The following is a 21,711-nucleotide window of genomic DNA, read 5'->3' as shown; positions in this document are numbered from 1 at the left end:
ATAAAAAACTGTCTACCAGGTCAATATTTAATCTTTTTTGAGAAATATTTAGCCTGTTTTTTGGGTAAATTCCCCCCAGAAGAGAGACAATACGAATGCGGAGTGAAAGCACTCTGGTTCTACCCACTAAGCTTTGGGAGGCGTTATGAAAAGTAACAAACTTGGTCATGTAATGTCATTCAGCAGAATGTTTTCCTTCATTGCCTTTCTGACTGCCACATTCGCTTGGGTATTAAGTATGTATGCCCTCTTCACGGTTTCCGTCGTGGCACTCTTCGTCAGCGGACTGCTCTACTTGAATGACAAATTCGGTCATCACCCAAAAGGCAGTACAAAAGAAAAGAGCGCTTAGGCGCTCTTTGAGTTTCAAGCTCTTACATAGCACTAATATCACTCTGTCCGTTCGTTTCAGCCTATTGTCTTTATTTATTCCCAAGTGACTTCAAGATCCAGAATTCAGGGCGAGGTTACTTGGGATAGGGACGATTTTCTGCCCATATTTGCATTTGGTGATATCACCCCACTTACCCCGTCAGTTTATGAACGACGTAAAAAAGCCACTGTCTTTAACTCAAAACAGTGGCTTTCATGCTTGCCTTAGCCAATTCCATTTGGCTACAACCAATGATTAGTTAGCTGGACGCCAAACGCCCCACTTATCTTTTTGGTAAGCCGCTTGTGGGTTATCACCACCTTTAATCCACCATTGTGCTTTCCAATTTTGGTCAGCATACGCGACAACTTCACCACCTAGGTAAGTTTTTGCTGAATCCCATGCGTCATCGCTTGGGTCTGGTGTTGGATCAGGATCTGGCGTTGGCTCAGGGTCTACACCACCATCGTCGACAATCACTTCAAACGTAAATGTCTCTGCACGTTCGCTGTTTACTGCGTTCGCAACAAACGACAAGGTCTCATTCTGCGTAATCGCACGAGTATCAACGACAATCGACGCAGTGCCGTTATTTTGAATACTCACAGAAGAGCCTTGAGTTTGAGTTAAGTTCGCAGCTTCGCTGGTAGAAATCACCACTTTGTCCCCAGCGCTAACTACTTTGTCGCTCTTCACTAACTCGTAGATGTCACCTGCCAATGGTTCAACATTACCGTCATCACCATCAATCACTGAAATCACACCCGACGCTCGACCATCTTTCGAATTAAAGAAGTTGCGTGATGGATCGTTTTGGAAGTACATGTAATGAGACATTTCTTCATGCCAATCACCAATGAACACCGCTCCATCTTTGAACTCTTCGTGCCAACCATTGATCTCTGACGCCAATAGACGTTGCCAGTCGTTGATGTTCGATGAATTCACTTCAATATCGAAGCTACGTGCAACATCTCCGTATTTATTGATGATGTCATACTTAACCGTATCACCAAGGTCTGGACCAACAAAATTAACTGGGATGTATAGCTCACCTTTCACGAGATCTGGTTGAGGTGTTGGCTCTGGTGGAGGCGTTTCGCCGCCCACAATAGTGATGTCAGAACAGTTGTAGAAGCCTTCACCCGCCGCATCGTTACGCTGCCAGCGCACAAAAAGAATCGCGTCGCCTGAACGATCAGAAGGGATGGTCACATTCATGCGGTATTTACCACCTTCAACTGGGACATTACCTTCGGTTTGAATCAAATCAAGATCGCTCCACGCCAACGCTTTGCTTAGGTCTGCATTTGGTTTGGTTAGGTAAAACTCCCAAAAAGACGGGTTATGTGGTGCCGTCGCATTAAATACAAATTCGAATGTACCCGTATTTAGCTCTGTGCGAGTCCACGCGGTGTGTGGTGCGCCCATGCCCTTTTTCTGAGGGTCATTTGCGTAACACAACGTACCATCTGGAATCGCCGCTTTCACTGCTGCCATATTGTTGTAATCAGTAATGTTCTTCGCGTATTCGTTGCGCTGAACAAACGGATAGGTACCAGAAATTTCTTTTGCTTGAGCACAGGCTGCATTTGGTGGGTTACCTGACCAAATTCCGCCTTGCTCGTAACACGTGTTTTGACGTGCACTAGGAAACTCTGACCAGCCATGAGCATTGGCTGCTGTTGGCAAGCCAGATAGCATTGCCATACCTACTGCTGCTTTAAGAATGTTTTTATTTGCTTTCACTTTTTCACTCTCTACCATTTTATTATGCAAGTCAGCCACAACGGATACTTTATAACCACTGTCACCTATTGCGTGTTTATAGTTTTAATCTGGAAACAGTTAAAAAGAATATACGTAAATTTTATCAATGAAAGTTTTGAGGTTATTGATAGGAATTAACATCACAATTTTAAATACCCTGACATTAACTAACTGAATTATCACCAAAGCAATATAACCCTATTTTTCATAAACTTATAAGGCTATAAAATTTCAAAACATATTTATAATTAGAGTAATTACGTTATTAAACAAACTTATAATAAACAATAAATGCACTTAACGAATCTGTGATTCACTGTCCACTTTTAAAACTTGAACAAAATACATTAAATATCAATAAGACAAACACTAATATAAACACTAGATATATATCACTCCTTTTATTTCACCCAGCGAATAAGACATTAAAAAGCCCGCTAATTTGCGGGCTTTTTTTGTTCTCTATTGGCTTAAACTTAAAGCACTCTTTGACTCACATAAGAAAAGCCTGTCGCTTCATACTGCGACTTCTGTACCATGCCGAGCACATCTTTTGGTTGGTATAGGTGGCTGTCATACACAACAACCACACTTTCATCGCCTCTTTCCAAGAAATTCTGCTCACCATATTCGGTGTAGCGCGTTGCACCCACTGCGACCACTAGCTGGCTTGGGAGATTTGCTTGTTTGAGTAATGCGTGAATGTTTTCCATCGGACCACGATCCACTTGATGATTCATCTGATCACGTATCCAATCCAGCAGATCCGCATAGAAATAGGAGTATTCGTTTACCGCGCAATCTTCCCCGTAGGCGAATACCTGCTCTCCTCGCTTATGAAAGCTCGCGATTCTAAATCTGCCGATATCGCTATCAGGAGTGAGTCGTTCTAGTTCAATAAGTTGCGATGCCAAGCCTTTTGACGCTGCACCCCAATTTTTCTTCTCACTGATTTTATTCGCATCAGGGCGTCGAATCGAACAATCATTAAATGCGCCAAAATGCGTCGGCGTGAGCTGTAAGACCTGACCACCTTCATAAGAAACATCACAGATCAGAGCGAGCTCTGGTTCAATTTGTAAGTTCAAAATATCATTTGGCAACTTGGTCGTATCGGCACTTATTGGATATGTCGACAAATACGGATGTTCGATAAAAGGCACATAAATGGGGAACAATGCTTGGGGCTTGTTAGCGTTCACATCTCCGTAGAGAGCAAAGTCATCAGCCTCACCAGCTTGTTGCAGGTGACCTGCGAAGTTTCCCGCGATACCTAAGATCATCGCATCTTCAAAATTGTGCATACGTTTACTTGTTCCTAATTATTCGTCGTTATTCGCGATGATATGTCTCGTCAAATCATCAATTTCTGCCAGCAACCAAGTCAGCGCGAGCAAATCTGCACTGCCGCCCGGACTAAGGTTTTTTTCAATAAGCTGGCGGTCAAAATCCAGTAGCTGCTCTTCGAGGTTTGGATTATGCCAACCACCACTCTCAATAAGCTTCGATGCTATGTTCTGCACATAACGCAAACCATGCATCCCACCACGAGATACCACGTTGGTATCTTGATTGTGCCCCATTAGCGTGAGCAACACTTGCCATAATGCTTGTTCTGCGGACGCGCCTTCATACAGCGCTTGTTGGTATGCAGGCAAACTGTAAGTCATGATCGTTTGATAGCCAGACGCCGCCTCACCTCTCGCTCCAGTTAAACCAAATTCTCGATACAGCCGCTCACCATGAGTTTCCGTTTTAGAGTCGGTATTTTTCAGTTCTTGAAATACCATTAACGCACAGCTGCGCTTGATAACTTGGCTAATGTGCAAAGAATCGACCGCAATGCCTTTGCCTTTTAACCAGCCGATCGCGCCACATACCAGTCCAAGTCCAAAGATCATCCCTTTGTGCGTATTCACACCACCAGTCGCGGCAAACATTGCGCGTTCAGCTTGAATTCCAACCGGACGCAACACATCCAGTAATGTCTCTGCCGAGTGCGTTGAATGCGCAAGACCAGCGTTAAGAAAGCCATTGAGAAAAGGACGAATTGCACTCGCGCTGGCTTCAAACAGCGGCACATTCATATCTGAGTGAGCACCGTTGCTAATAAGGTCAACAAGCCCCGGTTTTGGGGACAAGTGCACTTCCACCAGCATCGCGTGATACGCTAACTCAGAAACCAAAGAGAACAGATTCACCTTTACAGCAGAGCGATGCGCAACGCTTGGAACACGCTCGATATTTTGGTCGAGCAACAGTTTAAGAGCAACATTCGTCATAACACACCATCGACTCTATGTGAGAAACCAAGGTTTGAAGATCATGTTTACGCGAGCGCGCGCAAATCACGGCATCTTGTTCGCAAATAAGGCATTTTCTTCGAGTCATCCCTTGCCCTTTTCTTGAGATGATCTTTCCATCGACATCGATCACATCTAAATCCATTAACCGACCGAGACGATGGTTATTCTCTATCTCAATCATGTCTCGTTTGAGCGCCATGGCATTCGGTGCTTGGACCGCAAAAATTGCCTCTGGACCTGTGACTTGTCGCAGCAATTGACGTCCTGCCATTGACCAGCCTTTTTCGAGACAAGTGGCTTGAATCGCTTGCACACCCTGTTCAAAGATTCGCTCCGTGCACTCCGTCATTTTCTGCGGACCTGGCATATTGACGGTAAACGACAGCAAAGGAAGGGAGTAGCGTTTTAACCACTCACCTTGTCGTTTCACACGAGCTTCTTTGTTGCTCAAGACATCATCGAGACCAACTTTCAGCCCATAGCGAATGCTCATTCAGATTTAACCTTTCTGATGACATCAATCACAGAACCATCGCGATAACGTACATAACCCACCACTTGATCGTCATATTCAATTGGTTCCGCTTTGCCCGTTAATGATTGCGCTCTCGCAACCAAGGCTTCCATATCAAGCACAGGCAGTCCTGCGTTCAACAAACGCTCTTTTACTTCTGGGCGTCGAGGATTTACGGCAATACCATGGTCAGTCACCAACACATCTATCGATTGACCCGGCGTTACCACGTTTAGCACTTGCTCTACGACAGTTGGAATACGACCACGCACGAGCGGAGCCACAATCACGGCAAGGTTTGCACCTGCCGCTGCATCGCAGTGACCACCAGACGCGCCACGAATCACACCATCAGAACCGGTGATAACGTTGACATTGAAGTTCACATCAATTTCAAGCGCGCTGAGAATGACCACGTCTAGACGATCAACCACTGCGCCTTTGGAAGATGGGTTAGCGTATTCATTCGCTGAGATTTCAATATGGTTTGGGTTTCGAGCAAGTGAGTCCGCTGCACCAGAGTCAAAACACTGCACGTCGATTAGATTTCGGATCAGCCCTTTCTCGTGCATAGAGACCATGGTTGAGGTAATGCCACCCAGCCCAAACTCAGCAGTAATGCCTCGTTTTTCCATGCTATTTTCTAGAAAACGTGTGACGGCAAGCGACGCACCACCAGACCCAGTTTGTAAGCTAAAGTCTTGCTTAAAGTAACCAGAATTAATAATCACATCGGCAGCACGCTTTGCAATAAGCAGTTCACGTGGGTTACTGGTAAGACGCGTTTCACCGCCACCAATTTTGCTCGCATCACCGACTTCTTCGACTTCGACTACGGCATCCACCAAATCTTGTGTGATTGATGCAGGGTGATTTGGATAACCGACGATAGATTCAGTAAGCATGACGACTTTACGCGCGTGTTGAGCATCGATTTTGGCGTAACCCAAAGAGCCGCAGCGAGATTTGCCGTTCATGCCATTTGCATTGCCAAACTCATCGCAACAAGGCACACCGATGAACGCCACATCGATGTTTAGCTCGCCTGATTTAATCAAGTGCACGCGTCCTCCATGGGAGTGAATATGTACAGGCTCTTTAAGCAAACCATGAGAAATGGCTTCACCAAGCTCACCGCGAATACCTGATGTGTAAATCTTACTCACTACGCCGTTTTTTATGTGCTCAACAACCGGCGAATGAATACCCGTTAAAGAGCTTGAAGCCAGTGTCAGATCTTTATATCCCATCTGGGCGATAGTATCTAACACCAAGTTAACCACCTTATCACCACCTCGGAACGCGTGGTGGAAAGAGATCGTCATACCGTCTTTAAGCCCAGAGTCTAAAATGGCAGAACGCAGATCTGACTTTAGCTTTCTCGACTTTTTAGAGTTTGAGTCGTTGAGATGAGGCGTTAACGCATTTGCCTCTGAAAACAGTGACAACGTCTCTGGCAGCAATGCTGGTTTGATGGATTCCATTTGTTTCATGTTCGTGCCCTACTCTTTAATTCCAGATTGCGCTTTTTGTAACGTCCAACGAGCTCTCTCGATAATTGGTCCATCGACCATTTTTCCGTTAAGTGAAACCACACCAAGCCCTTGCTCTTGCGCTTCTTCTGCTGCCTCGATAACTTGAATCGCGTAATCCACCTCTTTTTGAGTCGGTGCAAATACGTTGTGAAGTAGCTCGATTTGCCTTGGGTTAATCAGCGATTTTCCGTCGAAACCTAACGACTTAATGTGTTCCGCTTCATTGAGGAATCCTCGCTCGTTATTAGCGTCGGAATAAACGGTATCGAACGCCATAATGCCCGCAGCACGTGCAGCTTGCAGAATAGAACAACGGGCGAACAGCAACTCTGTCCCTTCTGGGCTACGTTGCGTTTTTAAGTCCCTGACATAATCTTCAGCACCCAGTGCAATACCAATTAAACGCGAAGACGATTGAGCAATTTCGATGGCGTTATTCACACCTTGCGCACTTTCGATTGCCGCCATCATTTTGGTGCTGCCAACTTCTCTACCACATACACGTTCGATGTCTTCAATGCAGCGCTCCATTTCTTGCACGTCTTCGGCACTGTCTGTTTTTGGTAGACGAACCACATTGACGCCCGCACGCACAACGGCATGCAGATCTTTCAAACCAAACTCAGACTCTAGTGGGTTCACACGGACTACTGTTTCAATCTCTTGATACAGAGGATGTTGCAGCGCGTTAAACACCAACATGCGGGCGGTGTCTTTTTCTCTCAGCGCCACAGAGTCTTCCAAATCAAACATGATCGCATCAGGTTGATAAATGAAGGTATTACTTAACATGGCGGCGTTTGCCCCTGGAACAAACAACATGCTACGGCGTAACTTACTCATGATAATTTGCTCCATTGAATGTCATTGCTGTCTGCCGCGCGCATGACTGCAGCCTGAACGCGAGCTTTAATCACACAATCTAGTGCGCCTTTGTCTTCCACTTCTAACGTTGCGGAAGTCACGCCCATCGAATTGAGCACATCATGAATCAACGCTTCAATGGCTTTGCCAAACTGCTTTTTCACTGTGCTATCAAGAGAAATGTCGATGTCACCTTCTGGATTGGGTGAGATACGAACTTGCAAGTCACTGGATTCCAGCGTCCCTGCAAAAGCGGGTTTTATTATTTTCATTGAAAGACCTTTAACACCTTGGTTAAAAATTAATTGGGCTGTTAAGCAGCCACTGTTTCTTGGGTAAGACACGGTAAAGCGTCCGTGTGCCTTTGTAGGTAGTCGATAGAGGTTGAGGGTAAAAAGTGAACCAGTTGATCCAATTGCCCTTTCTGCAAGAGTTTTCGCACCGTTGACGCTGAAATCGTGGTGCCTGACGCACACTTACGCTCTATTTCAATAACGCTGATTGGTGCGCCGTGGAGATCCTTGGTGGTTAATCTGTGTTTCATTTGTTGGTTGTAATAATGAGTCACAACACAGTCTGGCTCCGTCCCAACAAATCGGTGTGTAATGCCTAATGCTGGCGCAATATGCTGACGATATAAATTTAGATCAATAGCGGTATGACAATAATCAATCAATCGCTTCTCTTTAATAAAGTAAGTAGGAAACGTTGCTTTAGATATTATATATTTTGAACCATGATGAATCGTAAGATTAGGAATATGTTTAGTGCCACTTTCAATCATGTTCAAACGATCGTGATAAGAAAAACCTTTACCTTCTTCGCTGACGACAAATAAATGTAGCCAATCACATTGTGACGCCGCCGTTTCAATTAAGTATTGATGCCCTAAAGTAAACGGGTTTGCATTCATCACAATGCTGCCTATTTTATCACCGTCTTTCTTTTTCTTTCTTAATGAACGTACAAAGTTTCTTAAATTGGTCTGACTATTTTCCATCAAGACTAATTTATCGTCTGCAAAAGAAATGGGGAAAAAGCCAGATTCACGAAACCTTTGCATATTCTGAGGCTTGGTAAACAAGAACAGATCAAAGCGCCCCATTTCATAAGCCATCGTGGTCAACTCAGTCATTAATCGCAGAGAAAATCCAGTACCTTGCAAGGCAGGATCAATCGCAATAGATTTTAGTGTTGCGCCAGCAAGACCGCCGCAAGCAATGATTTGACCTTGAGACTTCGCCACCACAAATCGCTCTACATCAGCGTCAACATCCAAATCATAACAAGTTAGAAACTCGGTAATAGTACCAAACTTCTCGTATTGATTTCGGTTCACTCGACTAAATGCGTAGGTGTCAAACATGATCATCATCCTCTTTCGTGTTGCCGCCATCATGCGTCACTTGAATTTGAAAAATGATGATCCGTATCGACTATTTTCTTCTACTAAACGTCATTTATGAATTTAATGAATTTAATTACTTAACTATCTGTAAATTAAGTGATTGGATAATTAAAAACTTTAAATTCATAAGTGTGTATATATTCCACAAAGTAAAATGATCACACTCACAGTTAGGTTTTTCATTCAAATTTAAATTACGCCATGTTAAATCAACACGGAATAATAATGATGAACGAAAAGACCCTTTCAATAACTGAAACAAGAAGCCCGGGATTAGACTTATTATCTCAAGTCCGAATCTTTGGCTTACCATTACCGCTATATGCATTTATGTTCGCGGTCATGTTAATTGCACATATGACAGACACCATCCCTGATAATATTGTCGGCGGTTTTGGTTTTATGTTTGTTGTTGGTGCGCTATTTGGCGAACTGGGTAAACGCCTGCCTATTTTTAACAAATACATTGGCGGTGCGCCTGTTATGATCTTCCTTGTCGCAGCTTGGTTTGTTCATGCAGGTTTATTAACCCAAAACGAGATTGACACTGTCACTGCAGTCATGAAGAAGACCGATTTCCTCGACTTGTTCATTGCCGTTCTGATTACTGGCTCGATTTTGGCGGTTAACCGTAAGCTACTGCTTAAATCATTAGTTGGTTACATTCCGACCATTCTTGCAGCCGTTGCAGGTGCTTCAATTCTCGGCATTCTTGGCGGAATGATGTTTGGCATTTCTATCGACAAAATCATGATGCTTTACGTACTGCCTATCATGGGTGGTGGTAACGGTGCAGGTGCGATTCCACTTTCTGAAATCTATGAGTCAGTCACGGGTGGCTCGAAAGAACAGTACTACTCGGTTGCAATTGCAATTTTAACCATCGCTAACATCGTAGCGATTGTCGCAGCAGCCGTTCTAAACAGCATCGGTGAAAAAGTACCGTCTTTGACTGGTAATGGCGAGCTATTGCGTAAGTCTAATTTCGATGTTGAAGAGAGCGAAGCTCCAAAAATCACTCCCCGTGAAATCGCGATTGGCTTGATGATGGCGGCATGTATTTACACCTTCTCATCCGCCCTTTCTAAAGAAATACTGCCAGGTTTTGGTGACGTAAAAATCCACACTTTCGCTTACATGGTCATCATCGTTGCGATTGTTAACGCCTGTGGTATCTGCTCTGAAGAAGTGAAAGAAGGCGCAAAACGTTTGTCTTCATTCTTCTCAAAACAATTGCTTTGGGTGCTCATGGTGGGCGTTGGTATCGCTTATACCGACCTTGGCGAAATCATGAATGCACTAACCTTCACGAACTTAATAATCGCAACACTGATCGTTGCTGGCGCAATCATTGGTGCCTCTGTCGGTGGTTGGTTAATGGGCTTTTACCCAATCGAGTCTTCAATCACTGCTGGTCTATGTATGGCAAACCGTGGTGGCTCTGGTGACCTTGAAGTTCTTGCTGCGTCAAACCGCATGAGCTTGCTGTCTTACGCGCAAATCTCATCTCGTCTTGGTGGCGGTATTGTACTAGTCATCGCAAGTGTCGTGTTTGGCATGTTGGGCGGTTAATCCCCTTCTTATTTTGTCAAAGAGCAAAGTCTTCCTTTGCTCTTTGTTTTGTCCAATGGGAGATATTAATGGAAGTTAATTTATTTGCCGAAGGCTTAAACCTCATGACACTGGGTATGGGTTTTGTCTTCACTTTTCTTGTTTTCTTGGTCTTTGCTGTCAAAGCCATGTCTCGCTTTTTGGGGCGCTTTCATGTCGAACCAACTCCCCCTCCGCAAAAGAAAGTGTGTGCTGCCAAACCATCAAACGATGATAACCAACTCGTCGCTGTGATTGCTGCCGCTATTCATCATCAAAAAATCAAACAAAGCTCGCTATAAGAGGAATTCGAATGTCTGAGTCTACTAAACGCATTGGTATCACTGACGTTGTATTACGTGATGCCCACCAGTCGTTATTTGCCACCCGTTTACGCATCGACGATATGCTGCCAATCGCCCAACAGTTGGATGACATCGGCTATTGGTCACTTGAGTGTTGGGGTGGCGCTACGTTTGATAGTTGCATTCGTTTTCTAGGGGAAGATCCTTGGGAAAGACTGCGAGAGCTCAAAAAAGCGATGCCAAAAACGCCGTTGCAAATGTTGCTTCGAGGTCAAAATCTATTAGGTTATCGCCATTACGCTGACGACGTCGTTGATAAGTTCATTGAGCGCTCCGTGGTAAACGGCATGGATGTATTCCGTGTATTTGATGCGATGAACGATCCACGAAACATGCAACAAGCGATTGCTGCGGTGAAAAAACAAGGCGCACACGCTCAAGGTACACTCTGTTACACCACTAGCCCTGTTCATAACCTACAAACCTGGGTCGACATCGCACAACAATTGGGTGAACTTGGCGTTGATTCGATCGCAATCAAAGACATGGCGGGCATCCTGACGCCAACCTTAGCCAGTGAGCTGGTTTCAACATTAAAACAGCAAGTGGATGTCGACCTTCACCTGCATTGCCACTCGACCGCTGGCATGGCTGATATGACGTTAATGAAAGCCATTGAAGCTGGTGTTGATCGTGTGGACACAGCAATTTCTTCCATGAGCGGTACTTACGGTCACCCAGCAACAGAATCTCTGGTTGCATCACTTCAAAACACTGAATACGACACAGGTTTGGACATTTCAGCGCTGGAAGCTGTCGCTGCATACTTTAGAGAAGTACGTAAAAAATACGCCGCTTTTGAAGGTCAGTTAAAAGGCTCAGACTCTCGCATAATCGTGGCGCAAGTCCCTGGTGGAATGTTGACCAACATGGAAAGTCAGTTGAAACAGCAAAACGCCGCAGACAAGCTTGATGCGGTGTTAGAAGAGATCCCGAAAGTCAGAAAAGAGCTGGGGTATCTGCCGCTTGTCACGCCAACGTCGCAAATTGTCGGCACACAGTCTGTCATCAATGTCCTTATGGGTGAGCGCTACAAAACCATTACCAAAGAAACCGCTGGTGTCTTGAGAGGCGAGTACGGCAAAACGCCTGCCCCTGTCGACACGGAACTGCAACAGCGTGTGTTGGAAGGTTCAGAACCAATTACTTGCCGCCCTGCCGATAAGTTGGAGCCAGAACTGGAGCACCTGACCACAGAAGTGACCACTCAAGCAAAAGCGCAAAACATTCCGCTCTCCGGCAGCGCTATTGACGATGTACTTACTATCGCGCTTTTCCCACAAGTGGGTTGGAAGTTCCTAGAAAACCGCAACAACCCAGACGCTTTTGAACCCGCACCTTGCAATGAAGCAGCAAGAGCAACAGCCCAAGCAAAAAATAAGACCAAACCAGAGAAACAAACCATGAACGCTACCTCAGAAAGCGGTGTTTACACCATTACCGTCAACAACCAAAGCTATGTCGTTCAGGTTGACGCAGGTGGCGATATTCAAGCCGTGTCAGCCCCCCAACCTGCACCATCAAAGCCAGTGACAACCGCTCAAGATACCGAGCCGATGAACGCCCCACTTGCGGGTAACATTTGGAAGATCCACACCAAGCCTGGTGATGAAGTTGAAGAAGGCGATGTGCTGCTGATTCTTGAAGCGATGAAGATGGAAACAGAAGTTCGCGCACCACGTTCCGGAAAAATCGCCAGCATTGATGTGTCTGAAGGCGACGCGGTCGATGTAGGCGAACCTTTACTTCAACTGGCGTAACGAGGCATTAGTCACATGGAAAATGTCTTAGCGTTAGTGAATGACTTTGGTTTGTTCCACCTCGAATGGGGACAAGCCATCATGCTTATTGTTGGCTTGATTTTGCTTTATCTCGCCATTGTTAAACAGTTCGAGCCTTTGTTGTTGGTGCCAATCGGTTTTGGTGGGATTCTTGCTAACCTACCTGATGCAGGCTTAGCCTTGTCTGCGGTAGAAAACGCGCTCCATGCTGCCAAACCAGAGGTAATGTCAGCATTTGGCTCTGTGTTGAACATTGCGACGGACTCCGCTGCCGAAGTAAAAACGGCACTTGCAACGGCGACACCAACTCAACTTGTCAATATCCACTTACTCGCAGAAGAGTATCAATACTCAGATGGCATGCTGTACCTATTTTACAGCATTGCAATTGCATCTGGCGCTGGTCCTTTGGTGATATTCATGGGCGTAGGCGCAATGACGGACTTTGGTCCATTGTTAGCCAACCCTAAAACCTTGCTTCTTGGTGCGGCAGCTCAGTTTGGTATCTTCGCAACTGTGCTCGGCGCTTTGGGTTTGAGCTCTATGGGCTTGATGGATTTCAGTGTCGCACAAGCCGCTGCTGTGGGCATCATTGGTGGCGCAGATGGTCCAACAGCAATTTACGTATCTAGTCTGCTCGCACCAGAATTACTGGGTGCTATCGCTGTAGCAGCTTACTCTTATATGGCACTTGTACCTTTGATTCAGCCGCCAATCATGCGCGCGCTAACCACAGAATCAGAACGCCAAATCACGATGCAGCAATTGCGTAAAGTGAGCAAGTTAGAAAAGATATGCTTCCCTTTGCTCCTGTTGATTCTGATTGCCATGTTGCTTCCTTCGGCGACACCGCTACTAGGTATGTTCTGCTTTGGTAACTTAATGCGTGAATGTGGCGTAGTTGAACGTTTATCGGATACTGCTCAAAACGCGTTGATCAACGTCGTCACCATCTTTTTGGGTCTTTCTGTGGGTTCCAAATTGGTTGCCGATAAGTTCTTACAGCCGCAAACCATCGGTATTCTCGCACTTGGCATCGTCGCGTTTTGTATTGGTACAATGGCAGGCGTATTGATGGCAAAACTAATGAACCGTTTCGCGAGTGAAAAAGTGAATCCACTGATTGGCTCTGCGGGTGTCTCTGCGGTTCCGATGGCAGCAAGGGTGTCAAACAAAGTGGGTCTAGAAGCAAATGCACAGAATTTCCTACTAATGCACGCGATGGGACCAAACGTAGCCGGCGTTATTGGCTCGGCGGTTGCAGCAGGCGTGATGATCAAATATGTGATCGGTTAGACAGTTACACAAGGAACGAGGCTCGATTGACTATCTTCAATAGATCTCGATCAGGTCTCTTCCTTGTTTCATTTGATAATTTACCCTTCAATCAATAAGAAGCTTACCATTCATGCCAGACCGAACATTTCACGACTACCTCTGCCGTAACCTCTCTTTTAGACAGCGTGTATGGGCGCTGCTTTTTGTGGTTGTTTCGTTTCAATTACTCCTTATCGGTGGCTATTTCCACCACATCCTTTCTGATACGTTAAACCACCAGGTCAGTGCGCGCGCAGTCATACAAGCTCGTGAAATTGCCAGCGACCCTCAACTGATCGAAGCTGTCTCTTTACGAGATACAGCGCGGGTGCAAAAACAAATTAAGCGCCTACAAGGGATTTCCGATGCCAACTTCATCGTCGTCGGCGATAGTAAAGGCATTCGCTTAGCGCATCCAGACATCAAAAAAGTTGGCTACCCGATGCAAGGTGGAGACAACATACGAGCCCTTCAACAAGGATTGCACTACTACTCAATACGAGAAGGCAGCTTAGGTTTTGCGATACGTGGGAAATCCCCCATTATTTCCTCAACTGGCGAGATCATTGGTGTTGTTTCAGTAGGCTATTTACTGGATACCGTTAGTAATTTACTGCTCCTCTACTCCACGCCGTTTTTCTTTGCCTTATTGATCATTCTAGTTTGCTCATCTTTAGGCGCTTGGTTCTTCTCCCGTCATATCAAAAGTCAGATGTATGGTATGGAACCGGAAGAGATCGCCCTCTCCCTCCGCGTGCAAAACTCGGTATTTGAAGCGGTTTACGAAGGCATTATTGCGGTCGACAAACAAGGTCGTATTTTGTCGGCAAACCAGAGGGGACTTAAGATTCTAGGAATTGCGCGTAATCTATCCCACCTCCAAGGTCGAATGGTCAACGAATACGTCACCCCTGCTGACTTTTTCTTGGGAGCAAAGATGGCAGAAGACGCGGAGGAGTCACAGAGACAGCATCAAGTGATTACCTGTAATGGCGAAACCTTGGTCGCGACTCGTGTAAAGATTTGGGAAGACAATCAACACTCTGGCTGGGTCATCAGCTTCAGACCGCGCAATGATTTAAGCACGCTTACATCACAACTTAACCAAGTTCAGCAGCAAACCGACAATTTACGAGTATTGAGCCACGAATACGCAAATAAGCTTTCTACAGTCAGTGGGCTGATTCAAATCGGCGCGTACGAAGAGGCGCTCAGTGCCATAAGGCAAGAAACAGAAACACATCAAAAGCTGATTGATTTCATTTCTCGTACGTTCAACTCCAAAGTGATTGCGGGTCTGTTATTAGGCAAATACAGCCGAGCAAAAGAACTTGGTCTCGCTCTCCATTTTGATCCGTACTGCCACCTGAGCGGTACACCAACCAAACTTACTGATGATGAGTTAGCCGCCATCATAGGTAACCTACTCGACAATGCTTATGAAGCAACGTTGAAAAACCCTGACAGCAACAAATGCATCTCGATACTAATTTCAGACGCCAACGAAACGGAATTGGTGGTCGAGGTTGCTGACAATGGCACTGGAATACCCGATGAAATCGCAGAATCCCTATTTGATAAAGGGATCACCAGCAAATCGCAACCGGGACACGGTATTGGCTTGTATTTAGTCCACCAGCTTGTCAATAACGCTGGCGGTGCAATCCTCGTCGACGATGCCGAACCAACCGGAACAATCTTTTCTTTATTTATTCCTAACGAGAGTTTGAAAGATGGAAATTTATGACGTTTTGATAGTAGAAGATGAATCCAATATCGCGGACTTTCATTCTTACTATCTTCAGCAAACACAACGTTTCAGACCTATCGGAATTGCAAAAAGTATCGCTGAAGCCAGAAAGATGATTCAGTTACTGAAGCCAAAACTGGTCTTATTGGATAACTACTTGCCTGACGGCAAAGGCATCGATTTATTGAAAGACATAACCGCTGCCAAGCAGTCACCAGATGTTATTTTTATCACCGCCGCCAATGACATGGAAACAGTAAGAGAAGGCGTAAGGTGTGGCGTGTTCGACTATCTGCTAAAACCGATCTCTTATGATCGCTTAACCGATTCTTTAGAGCGCTATCTGAAGTACACCAGTTCGTTAAAAGCAAATGACAATATCAATCAACGCCACGTCGACGAGCTGTTTAACTTTCAATCCAAATCATCACACATGCAAGCCTTACCCAAGGGGATCGATGAGCTCACGCTCGATAAAGTCACGAATGCCTTTGATGATGGCGAAATTATTTACACGGCAGAGTCTCTAGGCAATGAAGTCGGCATCAGCAAAACAACAGCAAGACGTTATCTTGAGTTTTTAGCCGCAAAAGGGTTTCTACTTGCTGTGATTCAACATGGTAAAGTTGGTCGCCCTGAAAGGGTTTATCAAAAGAAAATGTAACCTCCCCCTTGCTTAGGAAGAACGCTTTGAAACCCTACGATTCAAAGCGTTCCCTAAACGTCGTTGAAGCAACAACGTAAATCACAAGGTCAGATCCGCGGAGATAATTTCTGTGCCGTCGGAGACTTCCAATCGTTCAAGATTATCACTGTGCGCCTTGCATAATGGCACCACGAAAACCTTACGCTCTTCCCCGTCTTTTCTAACCAGAACACCATAATCATGCTCTGCGGTACAGTTGGCTTCGCAGCAAAGGCGATGCTTAACGGTGCTGAAGTGACGCCAATACGCTAGCCACTCTAGTTTTGCTTTTTCCGTAATTAGCTCATCAGATATCTTACTTACTATCATACTCATACCATTTGTTTAGTAGACAGAAGCATTACACCGGATCATTGAGTTTGAGTTTCTAAGCGCGTTCAAAGAAAAGCGCAGATTTAATGCATGATTTAACTTCTATGGTTTTTATTCTCTTTACGCTCCCAAAGGGCACTCTTTGCAAATATAAGGGCCTTGGCTTGTATACTTTGTTGCCGCTTCTTGATTTAGAATGACTAGATCTTTAAATCGCCGCCGCGTCTACAAACCAAGTCATTCTCGCTGAACCTAGCATATCGAGGTTACTTGGGTATAGAACACTCATTAAAAACAAAGCATATTCAAATGTTGATTTCAAAAAAGACCACTAAAAACAATAATATCAACAATGAGTTTGTCGATATGCAAAAACTAAGATTCAAATAATAACAAGTGAAATTTAGTTCAATAAAAATAAATAAAGCAAAATCCAATCAGTGTTATATCTATGGTAAATAAAACATAGAGAATGGCTTATTGACACAAATGTAACAATATGTTTCCATAAAAACATCAAGTTCAACTTTTCATCAAAAGGTGCCTGATAGCCATGGAAAAACTAAGTAAAGAAGAGCTTAATGCGATTGCAACAAGAATGCTGCAAGACCTTATTATGTGTCGGATGCTTGATTTCCCCGAGCAAGGAAAAACAGCAAAAGAAATATCATTACTTACGAGGATCGATATATTCTCTGCATTTAGCATGCTCAACAAGCTAATCGATTGTGGTTTGATAGAAGAAAATAAATATCGGGATGACATTTATTATCGAGCGATCAATATTCCCGAATATTTTCACGTAAGTGTGCATCCCAATATTATTCTTGATTATGCAACAAGAAAAACAGAGCACATAAAGTTCTCTGGTACTTCAAAGCGATTATACAAAAAGCACTATATTTCTAACTGATACGAAAGCTAGTCGTTATCCTAGCCGCAACAGAAATGAAGGCTTACCGTGGCAAGCCTTCATCTTGATGATGTTTAGACGAATATTGATTTAAGAGACGTGGTATCGAAAGGATTAACGGCTAGGAACTAGAGCTAGAGCTAGAGCTAGAGCTAGGAGCCATTTTGTTAATGTAAACGTCCGGCATCAAACAAGACGTGATGTCTGAGTTTTCGTACTCCACACTGTTCATTAGCTTTCCGCCTTGTAGATCAACGTTTTTCACTCCCATTTGTTTAAGGTCGTTAAGTGAGTAGTACCAACCTTCTGTGAGCTTGTTTTTTTGGCAACTTCTGTCTCTTATCTGACCATAAACCGTGATATATGGGTCGACATTGATGTAATTAAAGTACGCCTTTTCTTTGACCCTCAGATGGTTGAGGTAACCTTCATATTGATTCCAATAACCGTTTGGAATGGTTTGCTTCCACAGTTCATCAGATTGTAACGCACCACCGTGCCACCCTATCAAGGCATCCTTTTTAATGGTAATACTATTGGCAGCCGTTAAGACATAGTTTGCGCATGCTGAAAAACATAGACGGCTGACTTCCACATCAAGGTTATTTTCTTTTACAAAGTACCCAAACTCGATACCGGTATCAATCTCGCCTCCAGGACTGGTAATTCTGAGCTTTTTAATCTTCTTATCGCTAGATTTTACTAACCGAATTGCTTTTAAAACATCACCGCCAGAAATGACACCATCATAAACCAAAGTATCACCAACAATGATGACTTTACTCGCGGTTGGAACCACCAATTGTTGTGATGCACAGCCTGACAATATTACTGACAAACCAACAAGAATATACTGACGCTTCATAAACTGTTCTCGTTTTATATTACGATTAAGCCGCAGAAAAACAGCAAAAAGAGACACTTTACATCTTTTTTGCTTAGTCTTTTCATGAGGAAATAAAGACACGAGAAGACAATTCGTTATATCTTCTCCAATTGATTCATAAAAGCACAGTTTGATCTCACAAGATAATAGATATCAGATAGTTATGCGATCAGGTTCAAACATTAATTGCAGGGAAATATATTTACCCCATTGACACATAAGACATAAATATAGTTAAGCACAGAATCTAATTGAATATATGAATGACATATACTCAAGTGACTTCAAGATGCAGGGTTCAGAGCATTGTCATTGATTCCCTGTTTACCGAAATTAAGTAATAAAAGTCAGTTTTTATCAATAGTCGACAACGTGTTGAATTGAAGGATACTTATTAACATCGGCTTCACGTTCTGCCTCTCCTCTCTTCCACCTTAATTACTCGCTGTCTTGCAGCTGTCACTCGCTTTGTCTGTGTATTGTTCATCTCAGCCAAAGAATGATTTCACTTATTCCCTAATTATCAGAGAGTTAATAAGGCGTATTTTATTGTTCAGACACTCACTACAAATTCATAAACCTGATGAGGACAGGATGACTGCTCTTACTGGTCACGAGATGGAGAAACTATCAATGAACAATAAAAACAACACGTGGGTCGGGTTACAAATAACGTCTTTAGCGTCACTGGCAGCGATCGTGTTTAAACTCAATACCTACAATGATGTGTGGCTAACCACATCCCTTCTATGCTTTGGCGTATTGACACCTATCCTTGTTTTCGCTCTGAGAAATCGCAACAGACTGTCATTTTTGATGACCATTGCTCCAACCATAATCATCATTCGTATCGGTGATCAAAATGACATTTCATTGGTTGGGTGGTTAACCGCCTTATCGTTGATCCCGTTGCTTGTTCAGTTCATCGGCATTGCGAAAGAGATATACAAAGAAAGCCCAAACGAATTTGCCCTTACCTGTATACGCCTATTTCTCGGATTGAACTTCTTAACCCACGGGACGGAAAAACTGTTTGCAGGAACCCAGATACACAATGGAATGCGAGGTTACTTTGGGCAGGTTGCTGGCTTTGATACGGTCGGTCCTTGGTTCACTGACTTAATGATCTACGTAGGTGGTATAACGGAAATTTCCGTGGCGCTATTGATTGGCTGGGGATTGTTTACACGCATCGGCGTTTTGTGGGCAATTGCGTATTTAATTGCAGCGGAGCTCTTCTCGGGTCACTTCTTCACAGGATATACGTGGGCACTGCCGGGCGGCGGATGGGAATTTCCTTTCTTCTGGGCAATGGCATTGTACCCATTCTTGTTCCTGCACAATCAAGGGGCGTTATCTCTAGATAGCATGCTTCGTCGAGTTCGCGCTTAAGCTGGTTTTCTCAGCTTAGCCACCCTTGCCGATTTCCCCCGTCCAAAAAAGAGAGTTTGAGTTTCGCAAATCTCACGAAACTCAAACTCTTATCTAGCAATAAGCTTATTTCGCTTTGATGTACAGATCTTTGGTGTAGATCTTATCCTCAGCGTTGCCTTTCGGATAACCACCGAGAAGTGGAGAAACCAAACGAGTCGTTACGTACTGATAGATAGGCGCTAATGGCATGTCTTTCGCCATCTGAGTTTCTGCCGCGTAGTAAAGCTTGGTTCGCTCTTCTTCTGAGGTCGAGTTCAACGCTTTTTCTATGATGTCATCGTACGCTTTGCTCTTATAGTGAACTCCGCCATTGACGTTAGAGCCGATCATCAAAGTCAGGAAGGTTGATGCTTCGTTGTAATCCCCACACCACGCGGCGCGCGTAACATCAAAGTTCCCTTCATCACGACTGGCTAAATAAGATTTCCACTCTTGGTTTTCTAAGTGAACTGTCACGCCCAGTGTTTTCTTCCACATTGATGAAATGGCAACGGCGAGTTTCTTGTGGTTTTCTGATGTGTTGTACAGCAGGTTAATATCTAGAGGATGTTGTTTGTCATAGCCCGCCTCTTTAAGCAGTGCTTTTGCTTTTTCATTACGCTGCTTTTGAGTGAGTTTGCCGTATTCAGGCAACTGAGGGGAAAATCCGGCCGTGATTTCTGGCGTCAGGAAGTACGCAGGCTTTTGTCCCTGCCCGAGGATGGCTTTGGTAATAATGTCTCGGTCAATCGCATAAGACAGCGCTTTACGTACTCGAACATCATCAAACGGTGCACGTTGAGTATTGAACTGATAGTAGTAGCTACATAGATTGCCTTTTATCGACAAGTCCTCAGGGTACTCTTTTTGAAGTCGACGGAAGTGTTCGTTTGGCACTTCGTTAGTCATTTGAATCTCACCTGACAAGAAGCGGTTCATTTCTGACACCTGATCTTCAATAGGCAGATAAGTCACTTTGTTAATGACGGTGTGTACATCATCCCAATACTTTGGATTTCGCTTAAGCACGAGACGCTCGTTGACCACCCATCGGTCTGGCACATATGCACCATTCCCCACAAAGTGTTCTGGCTTGGTCCACTTATCTCCCCACTTCTCTACCGTTGCTTTATGGACTGGCATCATGGTGGTATGAGCGAGCATCTTAACAAAGTATGGTACTTCAGCATCGAGCTCGACCTTAAGGGTATAGTCATCAAGCGCTTGGACACCTAACTGACTGATGTCTTTCTTGCCTTCTATGATGTCTTGCGCGTTTTTCATTTTGGTCGAAGAAAGATACCAAGCGTAAGGTGACGCAGTTTTTGGGTCTACGACTCGACGGAAGCTATAAACAAAATCTTGCGCCGTAACCGGGTCACCATTAGACCATTCTGCGTTGTGTCGTAAATGAAAAACGAAGGTGCGATTGTCCGTTGTTTCCCAAGACTCCGCGACGCCAGGGATGGTTTTACCATCGGCATCTTGCGTTACTAAGCCTTCCAGTAAATCGCGAATCACATTAGATTCTGGAACGCCCTCGGACTTTTGTGGATCAATGGTCGCGACTTCGGTGCCATTACCTCGAACAAACTCCTGCTTTTTAGCCAGCTTTACTCCGTCTGGCACGTTCGCGGCGAACGCAGGTTGAGTAACGGCATAGCCGATGATACTGGTACTGATAAGAAGTGTAATTTTAGTATTGTTATTAATGAACATTGTTGTGCCTGCTTGTTTGCTGTGAAACTTTTTATTAACAACCACTATTCACTACAATATCTCTCTTCAAAAGATAATAATTATTCACAAAATCAGACGCTTTACATCACTTCATCACCACAACTTATCTCTTGCTAATTAGATTCAATAAAATAGTCACGTTGGAGCTTTGAGCTTTGAGCTTTGAGC

General features: G+C 44.4%; 20 protein-coding genes. 9 read left to right on the top strand and 11 right to left on the bottom strand.

From position 1 onward, the window contains the following. Positions 1–145 precede the first annotated feature (145 nt). The gene (locus MHO32_RS05910) at positions 146–352 is read left to right on the top strand and encodes a hypothetical protein (RefSeq protein WP_005446094.1); all 207 of its coding nucleotides are present in this window, start codon (positions 146–148) and stop codon (positions 350–352) included. Between the two features lie 276 nt (positions 353–628). Here the strand turns inward: MHO32_RS05910 and MHO32_RS05905 are convergent, their stop codons facing one another. The 8 genes from MHO32_RS05905 to citC form a co-directional block, all read right to left on the bottom strand. Next, positions 629–2,140: a lytic polysaccharide monooxygenase gene (locus tag MHO32_RS05905; RefSeq protein WP_026000338.1), complete on the bottom strand. Its 1,512-nt coding sequence runs from the start codon at positions 2,138–2,140 to the stop codon at positions 629–631. A gap of 479 nt (positions 2,141–2,619) precedes the next feature. Next, entirely contained in the window at positions 2,620–3,447 is an 828-nt protein-coding gene (locus MHO32_RS05900) for a DUF5718 family protein (RefSeq protein ID WP_009697449.1), read from the bottom strand. A gap of 18 nt (positions 3,448–3,465) precedes the next feature. Continuing rightward, complete coding sequence (citG, locus tag MHO32_RS05895; RefSeq protein ID WP_239210895.1) at positions 3,466–4,425, bottom strand: triphosphoribosyl-dephospho-CoA synthase CitG; 960 nt, start codon at positions 4,423–4,425, stop codon at positions 3,466–3,468. Then, a complete protein-coding gene (citX, locus tag MHO32_RS05890; RefSeq protein WP_239210894.1) occupies positions 4,406–4,942 on the bottom strand; it encodes a citrate lyase holo-[acyl-carrier protein] synthase in 537 nt (178 codons plus the stop codon). Before citX ends, citG begins: the two co-directional genes overlap by 20 nt. Further along, a complete protein-coding gene (citF, locus tag MHO32_RS05885) occupies positions 4,939–6,447 on the bottom strand; it encodes a citrate lyase subunit alpha (protein ID WP_370623142.1) in 1,509 nt (502 codons plus the stop codon). The genes citX and citF overlap by 4 nt, the downstream gene beginning before the upstream one ends. An 18-nt stretch (positions 6,448–6,465) precedes the next feature. Beyond that, positions 6,466–7,341, bottom strand: coding sequence for a citrate (pro-3S)-lyase subunit beta (citE, locus tag MHO32_RS05880; RefSeq protein WP_021452683.1), 876 nt, complete (start codon positions 7,339–7,341; stop codon positions 6,466–6,468). Continuing rightward, on the bottom strand, positions 7,338–7,634 hold the full coding sequence (gene citD / locus MHO32_RS05875; protein WP_017818060.1) for a citrate lyase acyl carrier protein: 297 nt from the start codon (positions 7,632–7,634) through the stop codon (positions 7,338–7,340). The genes citE and citD overlap by 4 nt, the downstream gene beginning before the upstream one ends. A gap of 41 nt (positions 7,635–7,675) precedes the next feature. After that, on the bottom strand, positions 7,676–8,728 hold the full coding sequence (gene citC / locus MHO32_RS05870; RefSeq protein ID WP_443088416.1) for a [citrate (pro-3S)-lyase] ligase: 1,053 nt from the start codon (positions 8,726–8,728) through the stop codon (positions 7,676–7,678). Between the two features lie 270 nt (positions 8,729–8,998). Between citC and citS the strand changes: the two genes are divergently transcribed. The 6 genes from citS (at position 8,999) to MHO32_RS05840 (ending at position 16,237) form a co-directional block, all read left to right on the top strand. Beyond that, positions 8,999–10,342 carry a citrate/sodium symporter CitS gene (gene citS, locus MHO32_RS05865; protein ID WP_017190260.1) on the top strand — a complete coding sequence of 448 codons (1,344 nt, stop codon included), beginning with the start codon at positions 8,999–9,001 and terminating at the stop codon, positions 10,340–10,342. Between the two features lie 68 nt (positions 10,343–10,410). Beyond that, complete coding sequence (locus MHO32_RS05860) at positions 10,411–10,662, top strand: OadG family protein (RefSeq protein ID WP_005445447.1); 252 nt, start codon at positions 10,411–10,413, stop codon at positions 10,660–10,662. Positions 10,663–10,673: 11 nt separating this feature from the next. Next, positions 10,674–12,485 (top strand): sodium-extruding oxaloacetate decarboxylase subunit alpha, encoded by a 1,812-nt coding sequence (gene oadA / locus MHO32_RS05855; protein ID WP_239210892.1) that lies wholly within the window; start codon positions 10,674–10,676, stop codon positions 12,483–12,485. Between the two features lie 15 nt (positions 12,486–12,500). Continuing rightward, a complete protein-coding gene (locus MHO32_RS05850; protein WP_239210890.1) occupies positions 12,501–13,802 on the top strand; it encodes a sodium ion-translocating decarboxylase subunit beta in 1,302 nt (433 codons plus the stop codon). A gap of 112 nt (positions 13,803–13,914) precedes the next feature. Then, complete coding sequence (locus MHO32_RS05845) at positions 13,915–15,570, top strand: ATP-binding protein (protein ID WP_005445451.1); 1,656 nt, start codon at positions 13,915–13,917, stop codon at positions 15,568–15,570. Beyond that, positions 15,557–16,237 (top strand): response regulator, encoded by a 681-nt coding sequence (locus tag MHO32_RS05840; RefSeq protein WP_005445452.1) that lies wholly within the window; start codon positions 15,557–15,559, stop codon positions 16,235–16,237. The genes MHO32_RS05845 and MHO32_RS05840 overlap by 14 nt, the downstream gene beginning before the upstream one ends. 81 nt (positions 16,238–16,318) lie before the next feature. Here the strand turns inward: MHO32_RS05840 and MHO32_RS05835 are convergent, their stop codons facing one another. Further along, positions 16,319–16,588, bottom strand: coding sequence for a hypothetical protein (locus MHO32_RS05835; protein WP_005445453.1), 270 nt, complete (start codon positions 16,586–16,588; stop codon positions 16,319–16,321). A gap of 556 nt (positions 16,589–17,144) precedes the next feature. Between MHO32_RS05835 and MHO32_RS05830 the strand changes: the two genes are divergently transcribed. After that, a complete protein-coding gene (locus tag MHO32_RS05830) occupies positions 17,145–17,504 on the top strand; it encodes a hypothetical protein (RefSeq protein WP_005445454.1) in 360 nt (119 codons plus the stop codon). A 121-nt stretch (positions 17,505–17,625) separates the two neighbouring features. Here the strand turns inward: MHO32_RS05830 and MHO32_RS05825 are convergent, their stop codons facing one another. Next, a complete protein-coding gene (locus tag MHO32_RS05825) occupies positions 17,626–18,369 on the bottom strand; it encodes a hypothetical protein (protein ID WP_239210888.1) in 744 nt (247 codons plus the stop codon). Between the two features lie 615 nt (positions 18,370–18,984). Between MHO32_RS05825 and MHO32_RS05820 the strand changes: the two genes are divergently transcribed. Next, positions 18,985–19,782: a DoxX family protein gene (locus MHO32_RS05820; protein ID WP_047516903.1), complete on the top strand. Its 798-nt coding sequence runs from the start codon at positions 18,985–18,987 to the stop codon at positions 19,780–19,782. Between the two features lie 105 nt (positions 19,783–19,887). Here MHO32_RS05820 and MHO32_RS05815 read toward each other — a convergent pair whose 3' ends face one another. Beyond that, entirely contained in the window at positions 19,888–21,522 is a 1,635-nt protein-coding gene (locus tag MHO32_RS05815) for an ABC transporter substrate-binding protein (RefSeq protein WP_009697438.1), read from the bottom strand. Positions 21,523–21,711: the final 189 nt, after the last annotated feature.

It is taken from the genome of Vibrio sp. MMH1-50, from assembly GCF_022347645.1.
GTDB lineage: Bacteria > Pseudomonadota > Gammaproteobacteria > Enterobacterales > Vibrionaceae > Vibrio > Vibrio harveyi.
Note: the sequence above shows the minus strand (reverse complement) of the source record. Positions and strands in the feature narration are given on the sequence as shown.